Below are 18,624 nucleotides of genomic sequence, written 5' to 3'. Positions count from 1 at the left end.
GCCGTCACGGTGCGTGACCGGGGCCGGCCGGGCGTCACGGGGTCCGCCGGGGACGGGCGAGCCTCACGGCCGCGGATCGGGGTACGTGCAGGGTGCGGCCCGAACGAGGAGGTGGTCGGCGTGTCCGAGGGACAGGCGTCCGCGCGCACGCGCGCCCCCGTCGGCCGTCCGCTGCTGTCGCTGACGCTGGCGGCGCTGATGGACGAGGTCCACGCCCACTCCGGCGCCGTGTACCTCCTCTCCCCCGACCAGGCCGTGCTGGAGATGGCGGTGATGGCGGGGCTGCCCCGGGCCTTCGCCGCGCCGTGGGAGCGCATCGGGGTGAGCGCGCCGATCCCCGTCTCCACCGCGGTGCGCGAGCGGCGTCTGGTGTGGGTGTCCGGCGAGGAGGAGATGGCGCTTCGCTACCCCCGGATCGCCATGGTCCTCCCCTATCCCTTCGCCCTGGCCGCGCTGCCGGTGGCGACGGCGGCGAAGACGTACGGGGCGGTCTTCGTGACCTGGCCGGGCTCGCACCCGCCGGAGCTGTCCGACTGGGAGCGCGAGCACCTGACCGCGGCCTGCGACCGGCTCGCGGTGCGGCTGGAGCGGGCCGCCGAGCACAGCCTGCCGCTCGCGCCCGAGCCGGACCTGCTGGCTGCGCCGGTGGTGGGCGGGGTGGCCGGGTCGCTGGGCTCGGTGGAGGCGGCCCGGATGGTGGCCCGGCTGCCGTACGGGCTGTGCTCGCTCGATCTGCACGGGCGGGTCGCGTTCGCCAACGCCGCCGCGTCCGAGCTGCTCGGCGTCGCGTCCGACGGGCTGCTGGGCAGGCACCTGTGGGCGGCGGTGCCGTGGCTGAACGACCCGGTGTACGAGGACCGGTACCGGGCGGCGCTGTTCAGTCAGCACGTCACGTCGTTCGTCGCGCTGCGGCCGCCCGACGCCTGGCTGTCCTTCCGGCTGTACCCGAGCACCACCGGCCTCAGCATGCGGATCAGCAGGGCGCGCGCGGTGACGGAGATGAACCGTGCGGCTCCCCCGCCGGGCGCCGCCCGGGAGCGGCTGGTCACCATCACCCAGGTGCTCGGCCTGGCCGGGGCGCTGACCGAGGCGGTCGGGGTGCAGGACGTGGTGCAGCTGGTCGCGGACGAGATCGTGCCGGCGGTGGGCGGCCAGGGGCTGGTGGTCCTCGGCTCCCGCGCGGGCCGGCTGCGCGTCCTCGGGCACCGCGGGTACGCGGACCCGCTGGTCGTGGAGCGGTTCGACGGGCTGCCGCTGTCCGAGCCGACACCGGGCGGTCAGGTGCTGCGCACCGGGGTGCCCGCCTTCTTCGAGTCGCGGGAGGAGCTGGAGCGGCTGTACCCGGCGTTGCAGACGCACCCCTCGGAGTTCTCGGCGTGGGCGTACCTGCCGCTGATCGCCTCGGGCCGCCCGGTGGGGACGTGCGTGCTGTCGTACGGGGCGCCGCACCGGTTCGCGACGGAGGAGCGGGCGGTGCTGACCAGTCTGGCGGGGCTGATCGCCCAGGCGCTGGAGCGGGCGATGCTCTACGACGTCAAGCACCGGCTCGCGCACGGGCTCCAGGAGGCGCTGCTGCCGCACACCCTGCCCGCGCTGGACGGCATCGAGGCCGCCGCCCGGTACCTGCCCGCCACCCGGGGCATGGAGATCGGCGGCGACTTCTACGACCTGGTGCCGACGCAGGGGGTGGCGGCGGCCGTGATCGGGGACGTGCAGGGGCACAACGTGACGGCGGCCGGGCTGATGGGCCAGGTCCGCACGGCGGTACGCGCGTACACGGCCGTGGGGCAGACGCCGGACGAGGTGATGCGCAGCACCAACCGGCTGCTGCTGGACCTGGGCGCCGAGCTGTTCGCGAGCTGTCTGTACCTGCGGCTCGACCCTTCGCGGGGGCGGGCCGTGATGTCCCGGGCCGGGCATCCGCCCCCGCTGCTGCGCCGCCCCGACGGCCGGGTGCGGGTGCTGGACCTGGCCGGCGGCCCGCTGCTGGGCATCGACGGTGCGGCGGCGTACCCGTCGACGGAGGTGGAGCTGCCGCCCGGTTCGCTGCTGGTGCTGTACACCGACGGCCTGGTGGAGTCGCCGGGCGTCGACTTCGAGGACGCCCTCGCCGAGCTGTGCCGGCGGCTGGGCGAGCTGGGCGATCTGCCGCTGGACGACCTCGCGGACGCGCTGGTCCGGCACGGTCCGCATGCGGCGGACCGGCTGGACGACACGGCGGTGCTGTTGCTGCGGTCCACCTCGCGCTGACCCCCGTACGGCCACCGGGGTGCCGGGCACTCTTGCACGCCGGGTGCGGGCCGCACGGGGCCGGTCGCGCAGTTCCCCGCGCCCCTTGAGGCGCCTGCCGCAGGCCCGCGCCGCACCCCCGTACGGCCACCGGGGTGCCGGCCCTGAGGCGCCTGCCGCCTGCGGGCAGTCGTGCCGCTGGGGCGGCACGGGTGGGCGCAGGCGGCACCCCTCCAGCGGGCCCGCGCCGCACCCCCCAACGGCCACCGGGGTGCCGGGCACTGTTGCACGCCGGGTGCGGGCCGCACGGGGCTGATCGCGCAGTTCCCCGCGCCCCTGCCGGCTGCGGGCAGTCGTGCCGCTGGGGCGGCACGGGTGGGCGCAGGCGGCACCCCTCCAGCGGGCCCGCGCCGCACCCCCCAACGGCCACCGGGGTGCCGGGAGCTGTTGTACGCCGGGTGCGGGCCGCACGGGGCCGGTCGCGCAGTTCCCCGCGCCCCTTCAGGCGCCTCACGCGCACGGGGTCAGTGCGTCCGGGTCAGCCCCGAGTGGCGGCCCGAGCCCATGCCCGACTGTTCCTGGACGCCCTGGTCGCCATCCCCGCCGTCCTGCTCCGCACCGGCGTCCTGGCCGACGGCCTGGTCATCAGCACCGGCGCCCGCCTCCTCACCGGCGCCCGCGCCACCGTCACCCGCGCCCGCTCCGCCGTCGCCGAGCGTCGCGCCCACCGCCTCCAGCGCCGTGGTGACAGGCTGGAAGAACGTCTCGCCGCCCACCGTGCAGTCGCCACTGCCGCCAGAGGTCAGGCCGATGGCCAAGCCGTCCTGCGTGAACAGCGAGCCGCCGCTGTCGCCGGGCTCCGCGCACACATTGGTCTGGATGAGTCCGGTGACCGTGCCCTCGGGGTAGTTCACCGTGGCGTCGAGGCCGAGCACCTGGCCGTCGGCGAGGCCGGTGGTGCTGCCCATGCGGAACACCTGCTGGCCGACCGTGGCCTCCGCGGCCTGGACGATCGGGACGGTCTGGCCGCCGACGTTCACCTCGCTCGGCGCCTCGGTGGCCGGGTCGTCGTACCTGACGAGCGCGAAGTCGCCGTCACCGGGGAACAGCGCTTGGTCGACCGTGGCGATCGGCTGGCCGCCCTGCTGGTCGGACCACGCGTCGCCGGCGGCGGCGCAGTGTCCGGCGGTGAGGAACGCCGGGCTGCCGTCGCCCGCGGTGACGTTGAAGCCGAGCGAACAGCGGGCGCCACCCGCGAAGATGGCGTCGCCGCCGGACACGAAGGTACGGAAGGTGCCCTCGGACTTCTTCAGGGTGGCCATGCCGGAGCCGAGGCTCTCGACGGTGGACTCCAGCTGGTCCCACTTGCCGCCGGTGACCGTGCTGTCCGCGGTGACGAGGATCTTGTTGGTGCGCGGGTCGACCGCCCAGGACGTGCCCGGGATGGTCGCCTCCGACTTCAACGTGCCCGCGCCGGCCTCGAGTTCGGCCATGCTGTTGTCGACCTCGCGGACCTCCGCGCCCGCGCTGCGGACCTTCAGGGCCATGTCGCCCTCGCCGCGCACCACGTTGACGACGAGCCGCTTCTCCTCGCCGTCGTACCAGGCGCCCGCGTAGGCGTCGCCGAGCGTGCCGGCGAGCCGGGTGGCGAGGTCCGAGGCGTCGCCCGCCTTCAGGGTCCTGGGCGCTGCCGCGACGTCGTCCGGCGCGCCGTCCTGTGACGCGTTGGCGCTGGGGAGCAGGATCGCGGCGGCGCCGAGGGCCACCACACCGCCCACCGCTATCGCGGCCTTGCGCTTCGGGATTCGCTTGTGACTCAAACTTCTCGACCTCCTGTGGGGGACCGGAGTCGTGCCGCCGTCCGGCGGCTGTTCGGGGCGCCTGGACGGTCGTTGGTACGCAAGGGAGTTGAGGAGTGTTCAGCGCAGCCAGAACGCTCACCGTGTGCCACAGGACGCACACACTCGGTGTACGGTGCCGGCTCGAATCCCGGCTTCGGCGAATCTGCACAGCGAATGCCCAACCCGGTCACCTGACCCGTCGTCCGTTCACAGGACGCCTATCCGGGACACGCCTTTGGGGCCGGTGTGTCGCATTCCGGCCAGGGGGGCGCAAGTGGCCGGATGCGTCGATGCGGTGGCCCATGTGAAGAACTCGCCGCCGAGCCGTGCCCTCGTCTGCACGCTTGGGGGCCTGGTGGGCGCAAGTTGCCTGGTGAGGCGGGTGAGGGATTGGAAGCGGCCGGTGGCCGCGTGCTTTGATCCATCGCACCGCAAGGCCGTTCCGGGCTCCCGGCGACGGGCGCTCGGAGCGCCCGCGGTCGCGGCCTTCATCTGTCCCCAGAGGGGGGCCGCTCCCCCCTTGTGAAAGTCCATACGAAGGGAAGTTCCATCATGAACTCCACCCCCCAGGTCGAGACCGTCGAGATCTCCGACACCGAGCTCGACGCCGTCTCCGGCGGTCTGTCCGTGAACGCCGTGAACACCCTCACCGGCGCCCTGGACGGCATCGCCCCGGTTTCCGGCCTGGTCGACACGGCCGTCGGCACCGTCGAGGGTGTCACCGGCCTGAACACGGCCCCGGTCACCAACCTGGTCGCCGGTCTCTGATCGCGCCCTTGTTCCGCCGAGTCCCGGAGCCGTTCCCCGGCTCCGGGACTCTGTGGTGCGTCCACAGCCCCACCCGGTCCGCGGGCCCCGCGGACCGAGGCGCCCCTTCCGTCACGTCGCACAGTTCACCCAGGTGAGGGAAGACCCGTGCAATTCCGCCAACAGGCCCTCGCCAAGCTCCAGTCGCCGGAGGAACTCGACCTGCCGGTGCGTTTCGCCCGCCCGCAGGGCTGGCTGGTGCTGTCCGTCACCGTGATCGCGATGGCCGCCGCGTCCGTGTGGGCGCTGACCGGCTCGGTCACCTCCACGGTCCAGGCGCCCGCCGTCCTCACCTACGGGCAGGGCAGTTACATCCTGCAGAGTCCTGTCGCCGGTCAGGTCGTCGCCGTGCTCGCGCGCGAGGGCGAGCGGCTGCCGGCGAACTCCCCCGTGCTCAAGGTCCGTACACCGGACGGCGACCGGACCGTGCGCACCCTTCAGGCGGGCCGGGTCACCGCGCTCGCCGCGAGCGCCGGGCAGATCATCTCGACCGGCGCGGACGTCGCCGCGGTGGAAAAGGTGCGCGGCGCCGGCTCCCCCCTGTACGCGACCGTGTACGTCCCCGCGCAGAAGGCCGCCGGCATCCCCGCGCACGCCTCCGTCGACCTGACGGTGCAGTCGGTGCCGAGCCAGGAGTACGGCGTGCTGCGCGGCGAGGTGACGGAGGTGGACCGCTCCGCCCAGTCCCCGCGGCAGATCGCCGCGTTCCTCGGCGACACCCAGCTCGGCGAGGAGTTCACCCGGGACGGCAGGCCCGTGGCGGTCACCGTGAAGCTCAAGCGCTCCGACAGCACGGAGAGCGGCTACGTGTGGTCGTCGGCCCAGGGCCCGCCGTTCGAGCTGACGTCGATGACGCTGGCCAGCGGTTCCATCCGGCTGGCCAGCCGGCGTCCCGTGGATTGGCTGCTGCCGTGAGCACCGCACAGGAGACCCGCGGCAGACGCCGTGCCGCCCCGCCCCGCCGCAAGGTGCCCAGGTCCCGCGCGAAGACGGTCCGCACGCCCACCGTGCTTCAGATGGAGGCCGTGGAGTGCGGCGCCGCCTCGCTCGCGATGGTGCTGGGCCACCACGGCCGCCATGTGCCGCTGGAGGAGCTGCGCATCGCGTGCGGCGTCTCGCGGGACGGCTCGCGCGCCAGCAACCTGCTGAAGGCGGCCCGCAGTTACGGGCTGACCGCCAAGGGCATGCAGATGGACCTGGCCGCCCTCGCCGAGGTGACGGCGCCGGCGATTCTGTTCTGGGAGTTCAACCACTACGTCGTCTACGACGGCATGGGCCGCCGCTTCGGCCGCCGCGGGGTGTACGTCAACGACCCCGCCAAGGGGCGCCGGTTCGTGCCGCTGGAGGAGTTCGACGGCAGCTTCACCGGCGTGGTGCTGGTGATGGAGCCCGGCGAGGACTTCACGCGGGGCGGGCGCAGGCCGGGCGTGCTCGGCGCGATGCCGGCCCGGCTGCGCGGCACCGCGGGCACCATGCCCGCCGTGGTGCTGACCAGTCTGCTGCTGGTGGCGGTGGGCGCGGCGGTGCCGGGGCTCAGCCGCACCTTCATCGACGAGTTCCTGATCGGGCAGCAGACGTCGATGCTGGACGTGCTGTTCACGTCGATGGGCGCCTGTGTGCTGCTGACCCTGCTGTTGACCTGGCTCCAGCAGGCCAATCTGCTGCGCGGCCGGCTGATCTCGTCGACGCTGTCCAGCGCGCGTTTCCTGCGCCATCTGCTGCGGCTGCCGGTGACGTTCTTCTCCCAGCGCAGCCCGGCCGACCTGGTGCAGCGCCTCCAGTCCAACGACGCGGTGGCCGAGACGCTGGCCCGCGACCTGTCGGCGGCGGGCGTCGACGCGGTGGTGGTGGTGCTGTACGCGGTGCTGCTCTACACGTACGACCCGCAGCTCACGTTCGTCGGGATCGGGGTGGCGCTGCTGAACATCCTGGCGATGCGGATCGTGATCCGGCTGCGCGCCACCCGCACGGCGAAGCTGCGCGCGGACACGGCGCGGCTCACCAACACCGCGTACACGGGGCTCCAGCTGATCGAGACGCTGAAGGCGACCGGCGGGGAGGACGGCTACTTCCGGAAGTGGGCCGGGCAGCACGCCACCACGCTGGAGGAGCAGCAGCGGCTCGGGGTGCCGAGCGCGTGGCTCGGCGTCGTCGCGCCGACGCTCGCCACGCTGAACAGCGCGCTGATCCTGTGGATCGGCGGCATGCGCGCGGTCGAGGGGCACATCTCGGTCGGTCTGCTGGTCGCCTTCCAGGCGCTGGTCGCCCGGTTCACCGCGCCGCTGACCCGGCTGAACGGGGTGGCGGGCCGCATCCAGGACTTCGCCGCCGACGTGGCCCGGCTGAAGGACGTCGAGAACTTCCGGGCGGACCCGCTGTACGGGCGTCCGGGCGCCGGTGAGTCGACCCGGCGGCTGCACGGCCATGTGGAGCTGCAGAACCTCACCTTCGGCTACAACCCGCTGGACAAGCCGCTGCTGACCGGGTTCGACCTGACGGTGGGTCCGGGCCGGCAGGTGGCGCTGGTGGGCGGCTCGGGCAGCGGCAAGTCGACCGTGTCACGGCTGATCTCCGGGCTCTACACCCCGTGGGAGGGCGTGATCCGGATCGACGGGCAGCGCATCGAGGACATCCCGCGCGGGGCGCTGGCCGCGTCCGTGTCGTTCGTCGACCAGGACGTGTTCCTGTTCGAGGGGACGGTGCGGGACAACGTGGCGCTGTGGGACCCGTCGATCCCGGACGAGGCCGTGGTCGAGGCGCTGAAGGACGCGGCGCTGTACGACGTGATCGTGCGCCGTCCGGGCGGCATCCACAGCCCGGTCGAGCAGGACGGCCGGAACTTCTCCGGCGGTCAGCGCCAGCGTCTGGAGATCGCGCGGGCGCTGGTGCGCCGGCCGAGCATCCTGGTGCTCGACGAGGTGACCAGCGCGCTGGACGCCGAGACGGAGCTGGTGGTGATGGACAACCTGCGCCGCCGCGGCTGCGCGTGCGTGGTGATCGCGCACCGGCTGTCCACGGTCCGCGACAGCGACGAGATCGTGGTCCTGGACCAGGGCACGGTCGTGGAGCGCGGACGGCACGAGGAGCTGGTGGCGCGCGGCGGCGCGTACGCGGCGCTGGTCAGGGAGCGATGAGATGACTGCCGTGCACGAGGGGCAGGGCGGCGACGTCGTCCTGGGCGCGCTCGGCGCGCTGGGCACCCCGATCGACTGCTCCGGGTTCGGGAAGCTGAACCTGGACGGGCCGCAGGTGCTGTGGCTGATCGCGTCCGGCGCCGTGGACCTGTTCGCGGTGGACGCGGAGCAGCAGGGGCACTGGCACCACCTGGGCCGTCTGGAGGCGGGTTCGCTGGTGCTCGGCCCGGTGGCGGGTCCGGCGCACACGCTGGTGGCGCGGCCGCTGCGGGACTGCGTGGTGCACCGCATCGCGCTGCGCGAGCTGTACCAGGAGGCCCACACCCAGACCTGGTCGTACGACGAGTACGGCAATCCTCAGTACGTGCCGCCGACGACGAGTCCGCTGGAGTACGCGCTCGCGCTGGGCGTGGGCCGGAGCCTGGCGGTGCTGTTCCAGGCGCCAATGGCGACGGAGCGGGCGGCGGCGCCCACCGACGACGACGTGTTCTGGATGCAGGTGCCGCCGGGCAGCGTGCAGTACGGCTCCCTGTACGGCGCGGAGGCCGCGGCCGACCTGCTGATGGACCCGGCCCTGTGGCAGACCATGGTCGACCAGCAGTACCGGCTGATGACCACGCTCGACCGGTGGATCGAGCAGCTGGAGGAGACGCACGAGACGCGCACCGCGCAGGGCATCGCGGCCGGTGAGGCGGTGCGGGCGCAGGCGGACCGGACGCTGCTCGCGTCGATCGGCAAGCGGTCGGACCGGCGCACGACGGCCGCGGACGCGGACGCCACGTACGCGGCCTGCGAGCTGGTGGCGCGGGCGGCCGGGATCACCCTGGCCTCGCCCGCGCAGTCCGGGACCGGCGCCGACCGGCTTGACCCGGTGGAGCAGGTGGCGCTGGCCTCGCGGCTGCGTACCCGGGTGGTGCGGCTGGAGGGCCGGTGGTGGCGCGACGACGTGGGGCCGCTGGTGGGCCGTCGCGCGCTGTCGGGGGCGCCGGTGGCGCTGCTGTGGCGGCGCGGCGGCTATGTGGCCGTGCATCCGTCGACCGGCCGGGAGACCCCGGTGGAGAAGGCGAACGCCGAGGAGTTCGAGCCGCGCGCGGTGATGTTCTACCGTCCGCTGCCCGAGCGGCGGCTGAGCCCGCTGCGGCTGGTGCGGTTCTGCATGGGCGGCACCCGGGGTGATCTGACGGGGCTGGTGCTGAGCGGTCTGGTGACGGTGGTGCTCGGGGCGCTGGTGCCGCTGGCGACGGGGCGGGTGCTCGGCGAGTACGTGCCGAAGGCGCAGACGGACCTGATCGTGCAGGTGTGTCTCGCGGTGATCCTGAGCAGTGTGGTCGCGGCGGCGTTCATGCTGTTGCAGAACCTCACGCTGCTGCGGCTCGAGGGCCGGGTGGAGGCCACGCTTCAGCCGGCGGTGTGGGACAGGCTGCTCAGGCTGCCGACCCGGTTCTTCACGGAGCGGTCCACGGGTGAGCTGGCGAGCGCGGCGATGGGCATCAGCGCGATCCGCCGGATGCTGGCCGGGGTGGGTCCCACGGTGACCCAGTCGGTGACGGTGGGCGCGGTGAACCTGGCGCTGCTGCTGTGGTTCAGCGTGCCGATGGCGCTGGCCGCGCTGGGCATGCTGGTGGTGATCGCGGGCGTGTTCCTGGGGCTGGGGCTGTGGCAGGTGCGCTGGCAGCGGCGGCTGGTGGTGCTGAGCAACAAGCTGAACAACCAGGCGTTCCAGACGCTGCGCGGACTGCCCAAGCTGCGGGTGGCGGCGGCGGAGAACTACGCGTACGCGGCGTGGGCGTCGCAGTTCGCGCGCAGCCGTGAGCTCCAGCAGAAGGCCGGGCGGATCAAGAACCTGACGGCGGTGCTGGGCGCGGTCTATCTGCCGCTGTGCACACTGGGGATGTTCATGCTGCTGGCGGGCCCGGCGCGCGGGTCGATGACGGCGGCGGAGTTCCTCACCTTCAACACCTCGGTGACGATGGTGCTGACCTCGGTGACCCAGCTGACCGGCTCGTTCGTCTCGGCGGTCGCCGCGCTGCCGCTGTTCGAACAGATCAAGCCGGTGCTGGACGCGACGCCCGAGGTGCGCGTGGCGAGCACCCGTCCGGGGCCGCTGACCGGCGCGATCGAGGCGCGGCGGGTGTCGTTCCGCTATGCCGACGACGGTCCGCTGGTGCTGGACGACGTGTCGTTCGAGGCGCGGCCGGGCGAGTTCGTCGCGGTCGTCGGCCCGAGCGGCTGCGGCAAGTCGACGCTGCTGCGGCTGCTGATCGGCTTCGACCGCCCGGTGTCCGGCAGTGTGCTGTACGACGGTCAGGACCTCGCGGCGCTCGACCCGTCCGCGGTACGCCGCCAGTGCGGTGTGGTGCTCCAGCACGCGCAGCCGTTCACCGGATCGATCATGGACGTGATCTGCGGCAGCGAGCCGTACACACCGGAGGAGGCGATGGCGGCGGCGGAGATGGCGGGTCTGGCGGAGGACATCCGCCGGATGCCGATGGGGCTGCACACCATCGTCTCCGGCAGCGGCGCGGTCTCTGGCGGTCAGCGGCAGCGGCTGATGATCGCCCAGGCGCTGATCCGCCGGCCCCGGATCCTCTTCTTCGACGAGGCGACCAGCGCCCTGGACAACGAGACGCAGCGCACGGTCATCGAGAGCACCAAGGCGCTGCGGGCGACCCGCATCGTCATCGCGCACCGCCTGTCGACGGTGCTGGACGCGGACCGGGTGGTGGTGATGGAGGCCGGCAAGGTGGTCCAGCAGGGCACCCCCGCCGAGCTGCTCGCCGACACGCGGGGGCGGCTGCACGAGCTGGTGCGGCGGCAGCTCGCCTGAACGGCCGGCCGCCGGCTGTCAGTCGTCCGCGCCCGGGTACGGCGCGCCCGAGGGCACTCCGGCCGCCACGTAGGCCTCGTACAGCGCCCGGGCGGGCGCGTCCGGGCCGGCGTGCGGTCCCTCGAAGCGCTCGCCGCGCGCCCACGCGTCCAGCGCGGAGAGGCACACGTCCCAGCCGGCGCTGTTGCGGGCGGCGGTGTTCTCGGCGCCCAGCACGTTGGTGAGGGTGAAGCGGGTGCGCTTCTCCCCCAGCTCCTCCAGGTCGAAGTGGATCTCGTCCTCCTCCCAGGTGAAGGACAGATGGCGGGGCGGGTCGACGGCGACGACCCGGCCGGTGGAGTCCTCCAGGGCGGGGTCGCCGCTGAAGACGACGGCGCCGCCGGGACGCAGGTCGATCTCCGCGCGCGAGGGGAACCAGTGGACGAGTTCGTCGGCGTCGGTGACGAACCTCCAGACCCGGTCGACGGGGTGGTCGTAGTCACGGACGAAGCGGACGGCGCGGCGGCCGTCGTCCAGGGTGAGGAAGGTGCCGGTGGGCTCGGCGGCCATGGCGATCAGTCCTTCGGGGTCGTCGGTTCGGTGGTGTCCGGACGGGCGTCCGGACGGGCGTCCAGGCGGCGGCCCAGCGCGTCGAGGCTCTCGCCCCACAGCTTCCGGTACGGCGCCAGCCAGTCGTCGAGGGCGGCGAGCGGGGCGGGGTCGAGGGTGTGCATGCGGCGCTGCGCCTCCTGACGGACCCGGACCAGGCCGGCCTCGCGCAGCACCTTGAGGTGCTTGGAGGCGCTGGGCTGGCTCAGCTCGCACGCCCGTGCTATCTCCCCCACGGTGCGGGGGCCGGTGCGCAGCAGCGCGAGGACGGCCCGCCGGTGCGGGTCGGCGAGGGCGGCCCAGAGGGCGGGGTCGGGCATGGCTCTAATATGCCTCTGCGATTATATGCCCGTCAAGGAATGAAGAAGGGCTCATGCGGGGCGCGCCCCGCCCCGGCGGTGCGGGGGGCTGTCGCATGCCAGGTGCGGCCCGCACGGGCCTGATCGCGCAGTTCCCCGCGCCCCTGAGGCGCCTGCCGCCTGCGGGCAGTCGTGCCGCTTGGGGCGGCACGGGTGGGCGCAGGCGGCACCCCCCAGCAGGCCTGCGCCACACCCCCGTACGGCCACCGGGATGCCGGGCACTGTTGCACGCCGAGTGCGGGCCGCACGGGGCCGGTCGCGCAGTTCCCCGCGCCCCTTGAGGCGCCTGCCGACTGCGGGCAGTCGTGCCGCTAGGGGCGGCACGGGTGGGCGCAGGCGGCACCCCTCCAGCGGGCCCGCGCCACACCCCCGTACGGCCACCGGGGTGCCGGGCACTGTTGCACGCCGAGTGCAGGCCGTACGGGGCCGGTCGCGCAGTTCCCCGCGCCCCTGGAGGGGCGCGCCGCCGCCTGCGCCCACCAGCGGGCCCGCGCCACACCCCCCAACGGCCACCGGGGTGCCGGGGACTGTCGCACGCCGAGTGCAGGCCGCACGGGGCCGGTCGCACAGTTCCCCGCGCCCCTGGAGGGGCACGGCCGTGGCGTGTATCCGCCCCCTCCGTGTGGGCCGCCCGTTGGGCGGGGCGGGAAGTGGGTACCCACGGGCCATGCGGACCAGCGTGGTGGATGTCGGGTCGAAGACCGTCAGGCTCGTCGTGTCGGACACGGAGGGCGGCGCCCCCCTGCCCGTGCACACCGCCAAGTGGCGGCTGCGCCTGTCCGAGCAGGTCACCCCCGGCGGGCCGGTGCCGGAGCGCGCCGTGGAGGACCTGGTGGACGCCGTCGCGGCGGCGGACCGGGCCGCCGCGCGGTGGGGCGCCGCCGGTCCCCTGGCCTTCGCCACGGCCGTGGTGCGCGGGGCGCCGAACCGGCAGGAGGTGCTGCGCACGGTCCGGGAGCGGACCGGCGTCGAGCTGTGCACCCTGCCCGGCGAGGTCGAGGCGGAGCTGACGTTCCTCGCCGCGCGCCGCTGGATGGGCTGGCGCTGCGGTCCGCTGGCCGTGCTGGACATCGGCGGCGGCTCCCTGGAGGTCGCCTTCGGGCGCGGCCGGCTGCCCGACTTCGCCGCCTCGCTCCCCCTGGGCGCGGCCCGGCTGACCCACGAGTACTTCGAGGACGAGGACCCGCCGGCACCCGAGCGGGTACGTGCGCTGCGCCGGCGGGTCCGTCACCAGCTGCGTGACGCCGCGGCCCGGATCCGCTGGGAGGGCCCGCGCACGGCGGTCGCCACCTCCCGTACCTTCCAGCAGCTCGGGCGGCTGTGCGGGGCCGCGCCCGGGCGGCACGGGCCGTTCGAGGAGCGGGTGCTGTCCGCCGCCGACCTGCGCGGGGCGATCGGCCGGCTGGCCGCCCTGCCGGCCGCCGAACGCGCCCGGCTGCCCGGCATCTCCGCGCCCCGCGCGACACAGAGCCTGGCCGGCGCCGTGGTCGCGCACACCGCGATGAAGCTGACCGGCCTGGCGACGGTGACGATCTGTCCCTGGGCGGTGCGCGAGGGGGTGCTGCTGCGCCATGTGGAGGACGGCCCGGCCTGGTGGGCGGAGATCGCCCGGCGCAGCGAGAAGGAGTCGGACGGCGCCGAACCGGTGCCGCTGCACATCGCCGCCGCCCGGCACTGACCGGACGACCACGGTCGGCACGAACACGACCGGCACGACCGGCACGACCTGAGGAGATCCCCTTGTCCGAGCACGACGAGCACGACGAGCACGACCGGAACGACGACACCCCGAAGCAGTCCGAGTCGGCCCTCGAGGAGGTGCTGCGCGAGGTCGAGGAGGCCGAGCGCCGCACCCAGGAGACCGAGGAGGACCGCCGCCACCACGGCGAGGCGGGAGACGCGGCCACCACCAACACGCGGGCGCAGGAGGATTCGGAGGGCGAGTAGCCCCACACTCCCGCTGCCCGCCCGCCGCTACTGCGGCGGCGCCCCGAGGGGCCGGGCGGCGAGGGCGCGGGCGACGCCCAGCAGGTTGGCGGCCATCGCGCGGCCCGTGCTGCGCGACCAGTCGTGACCGCTGCCACCCTCGAGGAAGCTGGGCCCGGGTCCCGGGCCCTGGTTCCAGTAGGTCCACGCCTGGCCGGGGATGGTGTAGCCGATGTCCTGGAGCCCGCCGGTGATCTCGCTGATCACGTGGTGGGCCCCGTCCTCGTTGCCGGTGACGACGACGCCGGCGACGCGGTTGTACGCGACCGGGCGTCCGTCGTCGTCGGTCTCGGACATCATCCCCTCCATCCGCTCCAGGACGCGCTTGGCCACCGACGACGGCTGGCCCAGCCAGGTCGGCGAGGCGATGACGAGGATCTCGGACGCGACCAGCTTCTCGTGCACCCCGGGCCAGTCGTCGCCCTCGTGCACGGCCTCGCTGACCACGCCGGGGGCGATGTCCAGGTCCACGGCGCGGACGACGTCGGCCTCGACGCCCTCCCGCTCCAGGTGCTCGCTGACGGTCCGGAACAGCGCCTCAGTGTTGGAGGGTTCCGGGGACTTCTTGAGCGTGCAGTTGATCACCAGTGCCTTCATGGGGTCATGGGGTACCCCGTGCACCGCCCCCGGCACGCCCCACGGGCGTTTCCGTGCGCCGTCCGGGTACCCGGGATCCATGGACGACCCCCGAGACGAACCCCGGCTGCCCGCGTCGCGCGGGCCGCTCAGCCGTGCCGTGACGACGTATCTGCGGGGCGCCGGCGCGCTGCCCTCCGACGCGGAGGTCGCCGCCGCCCCGGTGTACGGCGAGGACCTCCAGCTCGCCCTCTACCTCTGCTACGAACTGCACTACCGCGGCTTCGCGGACGTGGCGCCCACCCTGGAGTGGGACCCGGACCTGCTGCGGACGCGGGCCGCCATGGAGCGGCGCTTCCTCGCCGCGCTCCGCGAGGACGCCCCTCGGTACGACAGCGTCGACGACGCCCTCGCCGGCATCCTGGTCGAGCCGGTGGACGGCACCGGCGTCAGCCACTTCCTGCGCGACCGGGGCGAGCTGTGGCAGCTGCGCGAGTACGCGGCCCTGCGCTCCCTGTACCACCTGAAGGAGGCCGACCCGCACGCCTGGGTGCTGCCGCGGCTGCGCGGCCGGGCCAAGGCGGCGATGGCGGCCGTGGAGTTCGACGAGTTCGGCGGCGGTCGGGCCGACCGGGTGCACGCCCGGCTGTGGGCGGACCTGATGACGGACCTGGGGCTGGACACGACGTACGGCCGCCATCTGGACGCGGCCTGCGCGGAGATGCTGGTCACGGTGAACCTGATGTCGCTGTTCGGGCTGCACCGCACGCTGCGGGGCGCCCTGGTGGGCCATTTCGCGACGGTCGAGATCACGTCCTCGCCGGGGTCCCGGCGGCTCGCCGAGGCCATGCGCCGCACGGGCGCGGGACCCGCCGCCGAGCACTTCTACGACGAGCACGTGGAGGCGGACGCGGTGCACGAACAGGTGGTCCGCAAGGACGTCATCGGCGGTCTGCTGGAGGACGAGCCGGCTCTGGCGCCGGACATCGCGTTCGGTGTGGCGGCCACGGTGTTCACGGAGGACCTGCTCGGCGACCGGCTGCTCGCCGCCTGGGGCGAGGGGCGCTCCGCGCTGCGTACTCCCCTGTCGCGGGAGGCGACCCATGTCTCTTGACCAACGGGGTACTCGGCCGCCTGTGAAAAGTCTGGCACCTCCGGGCGTGTACGCCCCTCAAGAGGACACCGCGCTGCTGTCCGCGGCCCTGGCAGACGAGCCGCTGGCGCCGGGCGCCGCCGTCCTCGACGTCGGCACCGGTTCCGGTGCCCTGGCCCTGGCGGCCGCCCGGCGCGGCGCACGGGTGACCGCGGTCGACGTGTCGCGGCGGGCCGTGTGCGCGGCCCGGCTGAACGCCCTGCGGGCCGGTCTTGCCGTCCGGGTCCTGCGCGGCAACCTGTTCGAACCGGTGCGGGGACGGTCGTTCGACCTGGTCCTCGCCAATCCGCCGTACGTGCCCGCCCCCGGTGCGCACCGGCCGCCTCGCGGGGCGGCCCGCGCGTGGGACGCGGGCGGTGACGGGCGGCTCGTGCTCGACCGCATCTGCCACGAGGCGCCGGGGATGCTGCGGCCCGGCGGGGTGCTGCTGCTGGTGCAGTCGGCGCTCAGCGATCCCGGGCGGACCGTGGACTGTCTGCGGTCCGCGGGGCTGAAGGCGGCGGTCACACAGCGCCGGCGGATCGCCTTCGGGCCGGTGCTGAGGACCCGGGTGGAGTGGCTGCGGGAGCGCGGGCTGCTGTCCCCGGACGAGAGCGAGGAAGAGCTGGTGGTGATCCGTGCCGAAAGGCCCGTCTGATCCCGTGCGTTCCGCGTCCGGCGCGTCCGGCGCTCCGGGGGCCGCGTCCGGCGACGTGCGCCGGGTCAGTCTGCGGCGCAAGGGGCCCATGCTCGTGGAGGGTCCGGTGGAGGTGGAGCTGGAGGACGGCACGGTGGTGTCCTCCGACCGCTTCCGGGTGGCCCTGTGCACCTGCCGGCGCAGCCGGCGCTATCCCTGGTGCGACACCAGTCACCGCGACCGCGCCTGACCGTCCGGCCGGACCGTCAGGCGCGGTGGGTGAACGTTCGGAGGCCGGCGGGCGGCCCCACTCCGCCCGCCGGCCTCCCATGGGATCGCACTGTCCGCGCGGTGCCCCGTACTCCCCAGTCCGCGGGCCGCCACGCGGTCACGGGAACCGTGCGATCCCGGTCCTAGAAGGCGAAGACGCTCGAGCCGTGCGCGTTCATCTCGCACTCGTTGGAGAAGACGCGCTCGTAGGAGACCCGCTTGCCCTGCCAGACGCCGTCCACGGTGAGCAGCACCGGGTCGTAGATCATCGTGCACATGACGCCCTCGCTCCTATTCAGCGCGCCGGGGTCGCCGCCCACGGCGGTCAGGTCCGCGCAGGCGGAGTCCGCGGCCGGGTGGGTGCCCGAGGGCCCCGGGGCACAGGTCAGGGTGACCGCGCGCTCCGGGGTGACGGTCGCCGCGCTGACGCCCTTGCCGACGGTGAGCACCAGGGCAGAGGGGGCGTAGAGCGCGGACGGGGCATCTCCCGGGGCGGCGAGCGCGGCCCCGGAGAGGGGGGCGCAGACGGCGGTGGCCGTGAGACCGAGGGTGATGGCCCAGCGCGCGGTGTTCCGCATTGTGTGCATCCTTCCGCTTCGTTTCTTCCGGTTGCCGGCCCGTGCTCGGTGGTGCCGAACCGGCGTGCCGGAGTCTGCCGAGTCCCCGGCGGAAACTCACCTCGACCCCATGCATTTCAGTAACATTGCGTATTGAATCAGTGGCGCGAAGTGACCAAACGGACGCGCGTCGACCCGGTAAACACACGGCCCGCGCGGAAGCGAAGTGGCCAGATGGCCGAATAACCGCCGCCCGTTAATCGGCCTGAAACATTCCGATTCCGTCGTGCGCAGGGCGAATAGAAACCCCTTGCGGTCATGAAAGGGACGCTTCGCGGTCATCTCCGAACACCCCGCGCGTCCCGCGGGGCGGAGGCGACGCCCCGTCACCGGACGCTGGACGCGACCGGCGCATACCGGCCAGTATGCGTCGGGGCCACGAGGCGCCCCGAGGCACCGACGAGGCATCACGAGACAGGGCGGGACGGATGGCGAAGCACTGGGCCGACTTCCAGTACGAGATCTACCTGAACGGGATGACGGGCGCCGTGCCGCGGCTGCCGACCGACCTGACCCGGCTGGAGGAGCTGACCGAGCGGCGCCTGGGCCCCGGTCCGGTCGGGTACGTCGCCGGCAGCGCGGGCGACGGCAGCACCGCGCGCGCCAACCGGGCCGCCCTGGACCGCCGCCGGATCGTGCCGCGCATGCTGCGGGACGTCCACGAGCGCGACCTGTCGGTGGAGGTGCTGGGCCGCCCGCTGCCCGCGCCGCTCGCCCTCGCGCCGGTCGGCGTGCTGTCCATCATGCATCCGGACGCCGAGCCGGCCGCGGCGCGCGCCGCGGCCGCGCAGGGCGTGCCGTTCGTGCTGTCGTCCGCGTCCAGCACGCCGATGGAACAGGTCGCCGAGGCGATGGGGGACGCGGAGCGCTGGTTCCAGCTGTACTGGCCGAAGGACGTGGAGGTCGCGCGGTCCTTCCTCGGCCGGGCGAAGGCGGCCGGGTACACGGCGCTGGTCGTCACCCTGGACACGCCGCTGCTGTCCTGGCGTCCGCGCGACCTCGACCAGGCGTACCTGCCGTTCCTGCACGGCGTGGGCACCGCCAACTACTTCACCGACCCCGCGTTCCGGGCGGGGCTCGCCAGGCCGGTGCACGAGGACCCGAACGCGGCGGTGATGCACTTCGTGGGCATGTTCGCCGACCCGGCGAAGACCTGGCCGGATCTGGCGTTCCTGCGGGAGAACTGGGACGGCCCGATCGTCCTGAAGGGCGTGCTGCACCCCGACGACGCCCGGCTCGCCGCCGACGCGGGCATGGACGGCGTGGTGGTGTCCAACCACGGTGGCCGGCAGGTGGCGGGCGCGGTCGCCGCGGCCGACGCGCTGCCCGGTGTGGTGCGGGCCGTCGGCGACCGGCTCACGGTGCTGTTCGACAGCGGGGTGCGCACCGGTGACGACGTCTTCAAGGCGCTCGCGCTGGGCGCCCGCGCGGTCCTGGTGGGCCGCCCGTACGTGTACGGGCTGGGCCTGGACGGGCAGGCGGGCGTGGAGCACGTGATCCGCTGTCTGCTCGCCGAACTCGACCTCACCCTCGCCCTGTCGGGACACGCGGGACCGGGCACGGTGGGCCCCGGCGACCTCACGGAGGCGGCGGTCTGACCCGCGTCCGGGGCGGCCCCGTG

Annotated in this window: 16 protein-coding genes; 11 read left to right on the top strand and 5 right to left on the bottom strand. The window is 74.0% G+C overall.

The genetic code is table 11. From position 1 onward, the window contains the following. Positions 1-111: 111 nt before the first annotated feature. Positions 112-2,250, top strand: coding sequence for a SpoIIE family protein phosphatase (locus ACFOSY_RS13620; protein ID WP_449343580.1), 2,139 nt, complete (start codon positions 112-114; stop codon positions 2,248-2,250). A 503-nt stretch (positions 2,251-2,753) separates the two neighbouring features. Here the strand turns inward: ACFOSY_RS13620 and ACFOSY_RS13615 are convergent. Further along, positions 2,754-4,049 carry a S1 family peptidase gene (locus tag ACFOSY_RS13615; protein ID WP_394307038.1) on the bottom strand — a complete coding sequence of 432 codons (1,296 nt, stop codon included), beginning with the start codon at positions 4,047-4,049 and terminating at the stop codon, positions 2,754-2,756. A 573-nt stretch (positions 4,050-4,622) separates the two neighbouring features. On the opposite strand from ACFOSY_RS13615, the gene ACFOSY_RS13610 reads away from it, so the two are divergent. The 4 genes from ACFOSY_RS13610 to ACFOSY_RS13595 all read left to right on the top strand — a co-directional run bounded on the left by ACFOSY_RS13610 (position 4,623) and on the right by ACFOSY_RS13595 (position 10,838). After that, positions 4,623-4,838: a type A2 lantipeptide gene (locus ACFOSY_RS13610; protein WP_093769112.1), complete on the top strand. Its 216-nt coding sequence runs from the start codon at positions 4,623-4,625 to the stop codon at positions 4,836-4,838. Positions 4,839-4,985: 147 nt separating this feature from the next. Then, the gene (locus ACFOSY_RS13605) at positions 4,986-5,792 is read left to right on the top strand and encodes an HlyD family efflux transporter periplasmic adaptor subunit (protein ID WP_394307037.1); all 807 of its coding nucleotides are present in this window, start codon (positions 4,986-4,988) and stop codon (positions 5,790-5,792) included. Then, on the top strand, positions 5,789-8,011 hold the full coding sequence (locus ACFOSY_RS13600; RefSeq protein WP_394307036.1) for an NHLP family bacteriocin export ABC transporter peptidase/permease/ATPase subunit: 2,223 nt from the start codon (positions 5,789-5,791) through the stop codon (positions 8,009-8,011). The genes ACFOSY_RS13605 and ACFOSY_RS13600 overlap by 4 nt, the downstream gene beginning before the upstream one ends. Position 8,012: 1 nt before the next feature. Continuing rightward, a complete protein-coding gene (locus tag ACFOSY_RS13595) occupies positions 8,013-10,838 on the top strand; it encodes an NHLP bacteriocin export ABC transporter permease/ATPase subunit (protein WP_394307035.1) in 2,826 nt (941 codons plus the stop codon). A gap of 18 nt (positions 10,839-10,856) precedes the next feature. On the opposite strand, the gene ACFOSY_RS13590 is transcribed toward ACFOSY_RS13595, so the two are convergent. Next, positions 10,857-11,387 (bottom strand): SRPBCC family protein, encoded by a 531-nt coding sequence (locus tag ACFOSY_RS13590; RefSeq protein WP_394307034.1) that lies wholly within the window; start codon positions 11,385-11,387, stop codon positions 10,857-10,859. A gap of 5 nt (positions 11,388-11,392) precedes the next feature. Next, entirely contained in the window at positions 11,393-11,746 is a 354-nt protein-coding gene (locus ACFOSY_RS13585; protein WP_394307033.1) for an ArsR/SmtB family transcription factor, read from the bottom strand. A 706-nt stretch (positions 11,747-12,452) separates the two neighbouring features. Between ACFOSY_RS13585 and ACFOSY_RS13580 the strand changes: the two genes are divergently transcribed. Beyond that, positions 12,453-13,463 carry a Ppx/GppA phosphatase family protein gene (locus tag ACFOSY_RS13580; RefSeq protein WP_394307032.1) on the top strand — a complete coding sequence of 337 codons (1,011 nt, stop codon included), beginning with the start codon at positions 12,453-12,455 and terminating at the stop codon, positions 13,461-13,463. 62 nt (positions 13,464-13,525) lie between these two features. After that, entirely contained in the window at positions 13,526-13,732 is a 207-nt protein-coding gene (locus ACFOSY_RS13575) for a hypothetical protein (protein ID WP_394307031.1), read from the top strand. 27 nt (positions 13,733-13,759) lie between these two features. Here ACFOSY_RS13575 and ACFOSY_RS13570 read toward each other — a convergent pair whose 3' ends face one another. Further along, a complete protein-coding gene (locus ACFOSY_RS13570) occupies positions 13,760-14,368 on the bottom strand; it encodes a flavodoxin family protein (RefSeq protein WP_394307030.1) in 609 nt (202 codons plus the stop codon). Positions 14,369-14,447: 79 nt separating this feature from the next. On the opposite strand from ACFOSY_RS13570, the gene ACFOSY_RS13565 reads away from it, so the two are divergent. From ACFOSY_RS13565 to ACFOSY_RS13555, 3 genes are read left to right on the top strand one after another with little or no spacing between them, the layout of a single operon-like run. After that, a complete protein-coding gene (locus ACFOSY_RS13565) occupies positions 14,448-15,461 on the top strand; it encodes an iron-containing redox enzyme family protein (RefSeq protein WP_394307029.1) in 1,014 nt (337 codons plus the stop codon). Beyond that, complete coding sequence (locus ACFOSY_RS13560; protein WP_394307028.1) at positions 15,451-16,137, top strand: HemK2/MTQ2 family protein methyltransferase; 687 nt, start codon at positions 15,451-15,453, stop codon at positions 16,135-16,137. The genes ACFOSY_RS13565 and ACFOSY_RS13560 overlap by 11 nt, the downstream gene beginning before the upstream one ends. Before the next feature lie 4 nt (positions 16,138-16,141). Beyond that, positions 16,142-16,366, top strand: a complete 225-nt coding sequence (locus ACFOSY_RS13555) for a CDGSH iron-sulfur domain-containing protein (protein WP_394307027.1) — start codon at positions 16,142-16,144, stop codon at positions 16,364-16,366. A gap of 163 nt (positions 16,367-16,529) precedes the next feature. On the opposite strand, the gene ACFOSY_RS13550 is transcribed toward ACFOSY_RS13555, so the two are convergent. Beyond that, complete coding sequence (locus tag ACFOSY_RS13550) at positions 16,530-16,964, bottom strand: subtilase-type protease inhibitor (RefSeq protein WP_394307026.1); 435 nt, start codon at positions 16,962-16,964, stop codon at positions 16,530-16,532. A 467-nt stretch (positions 16,965-17,431) separates the two neighbouring features. Between ACFOSY_RS13550 and ACFOSY_RS13545 the strand changes: the two genes are divergently transcribed. Further along, a complete protein-coding gene (locus tag ACFOSY_RS13545; RefSeq protein ID WP_394307025.1) occupies positions 17,432-18,601 on the top strand; it encodes a lactate 2-monooxygenase in 1,170 nt (389 codons plus the stop codon). Positions 18,602-18,624: the final 23 nt, after the last annotated feature.

The organism is Streptomyces lusitanus (assembly GCF_042647945.1).
Lineage (GTDB): Bacteria > Actinomycetota > Actinomycetes > Streptomycetales > Streptomycetaceae > Streptomyces > Streptomyces pseudogriseolus.
Note: the sequence above shows the minus strand (reverse complement) of the source record. Positions and strands in the feature narration are given on the sequence as shown.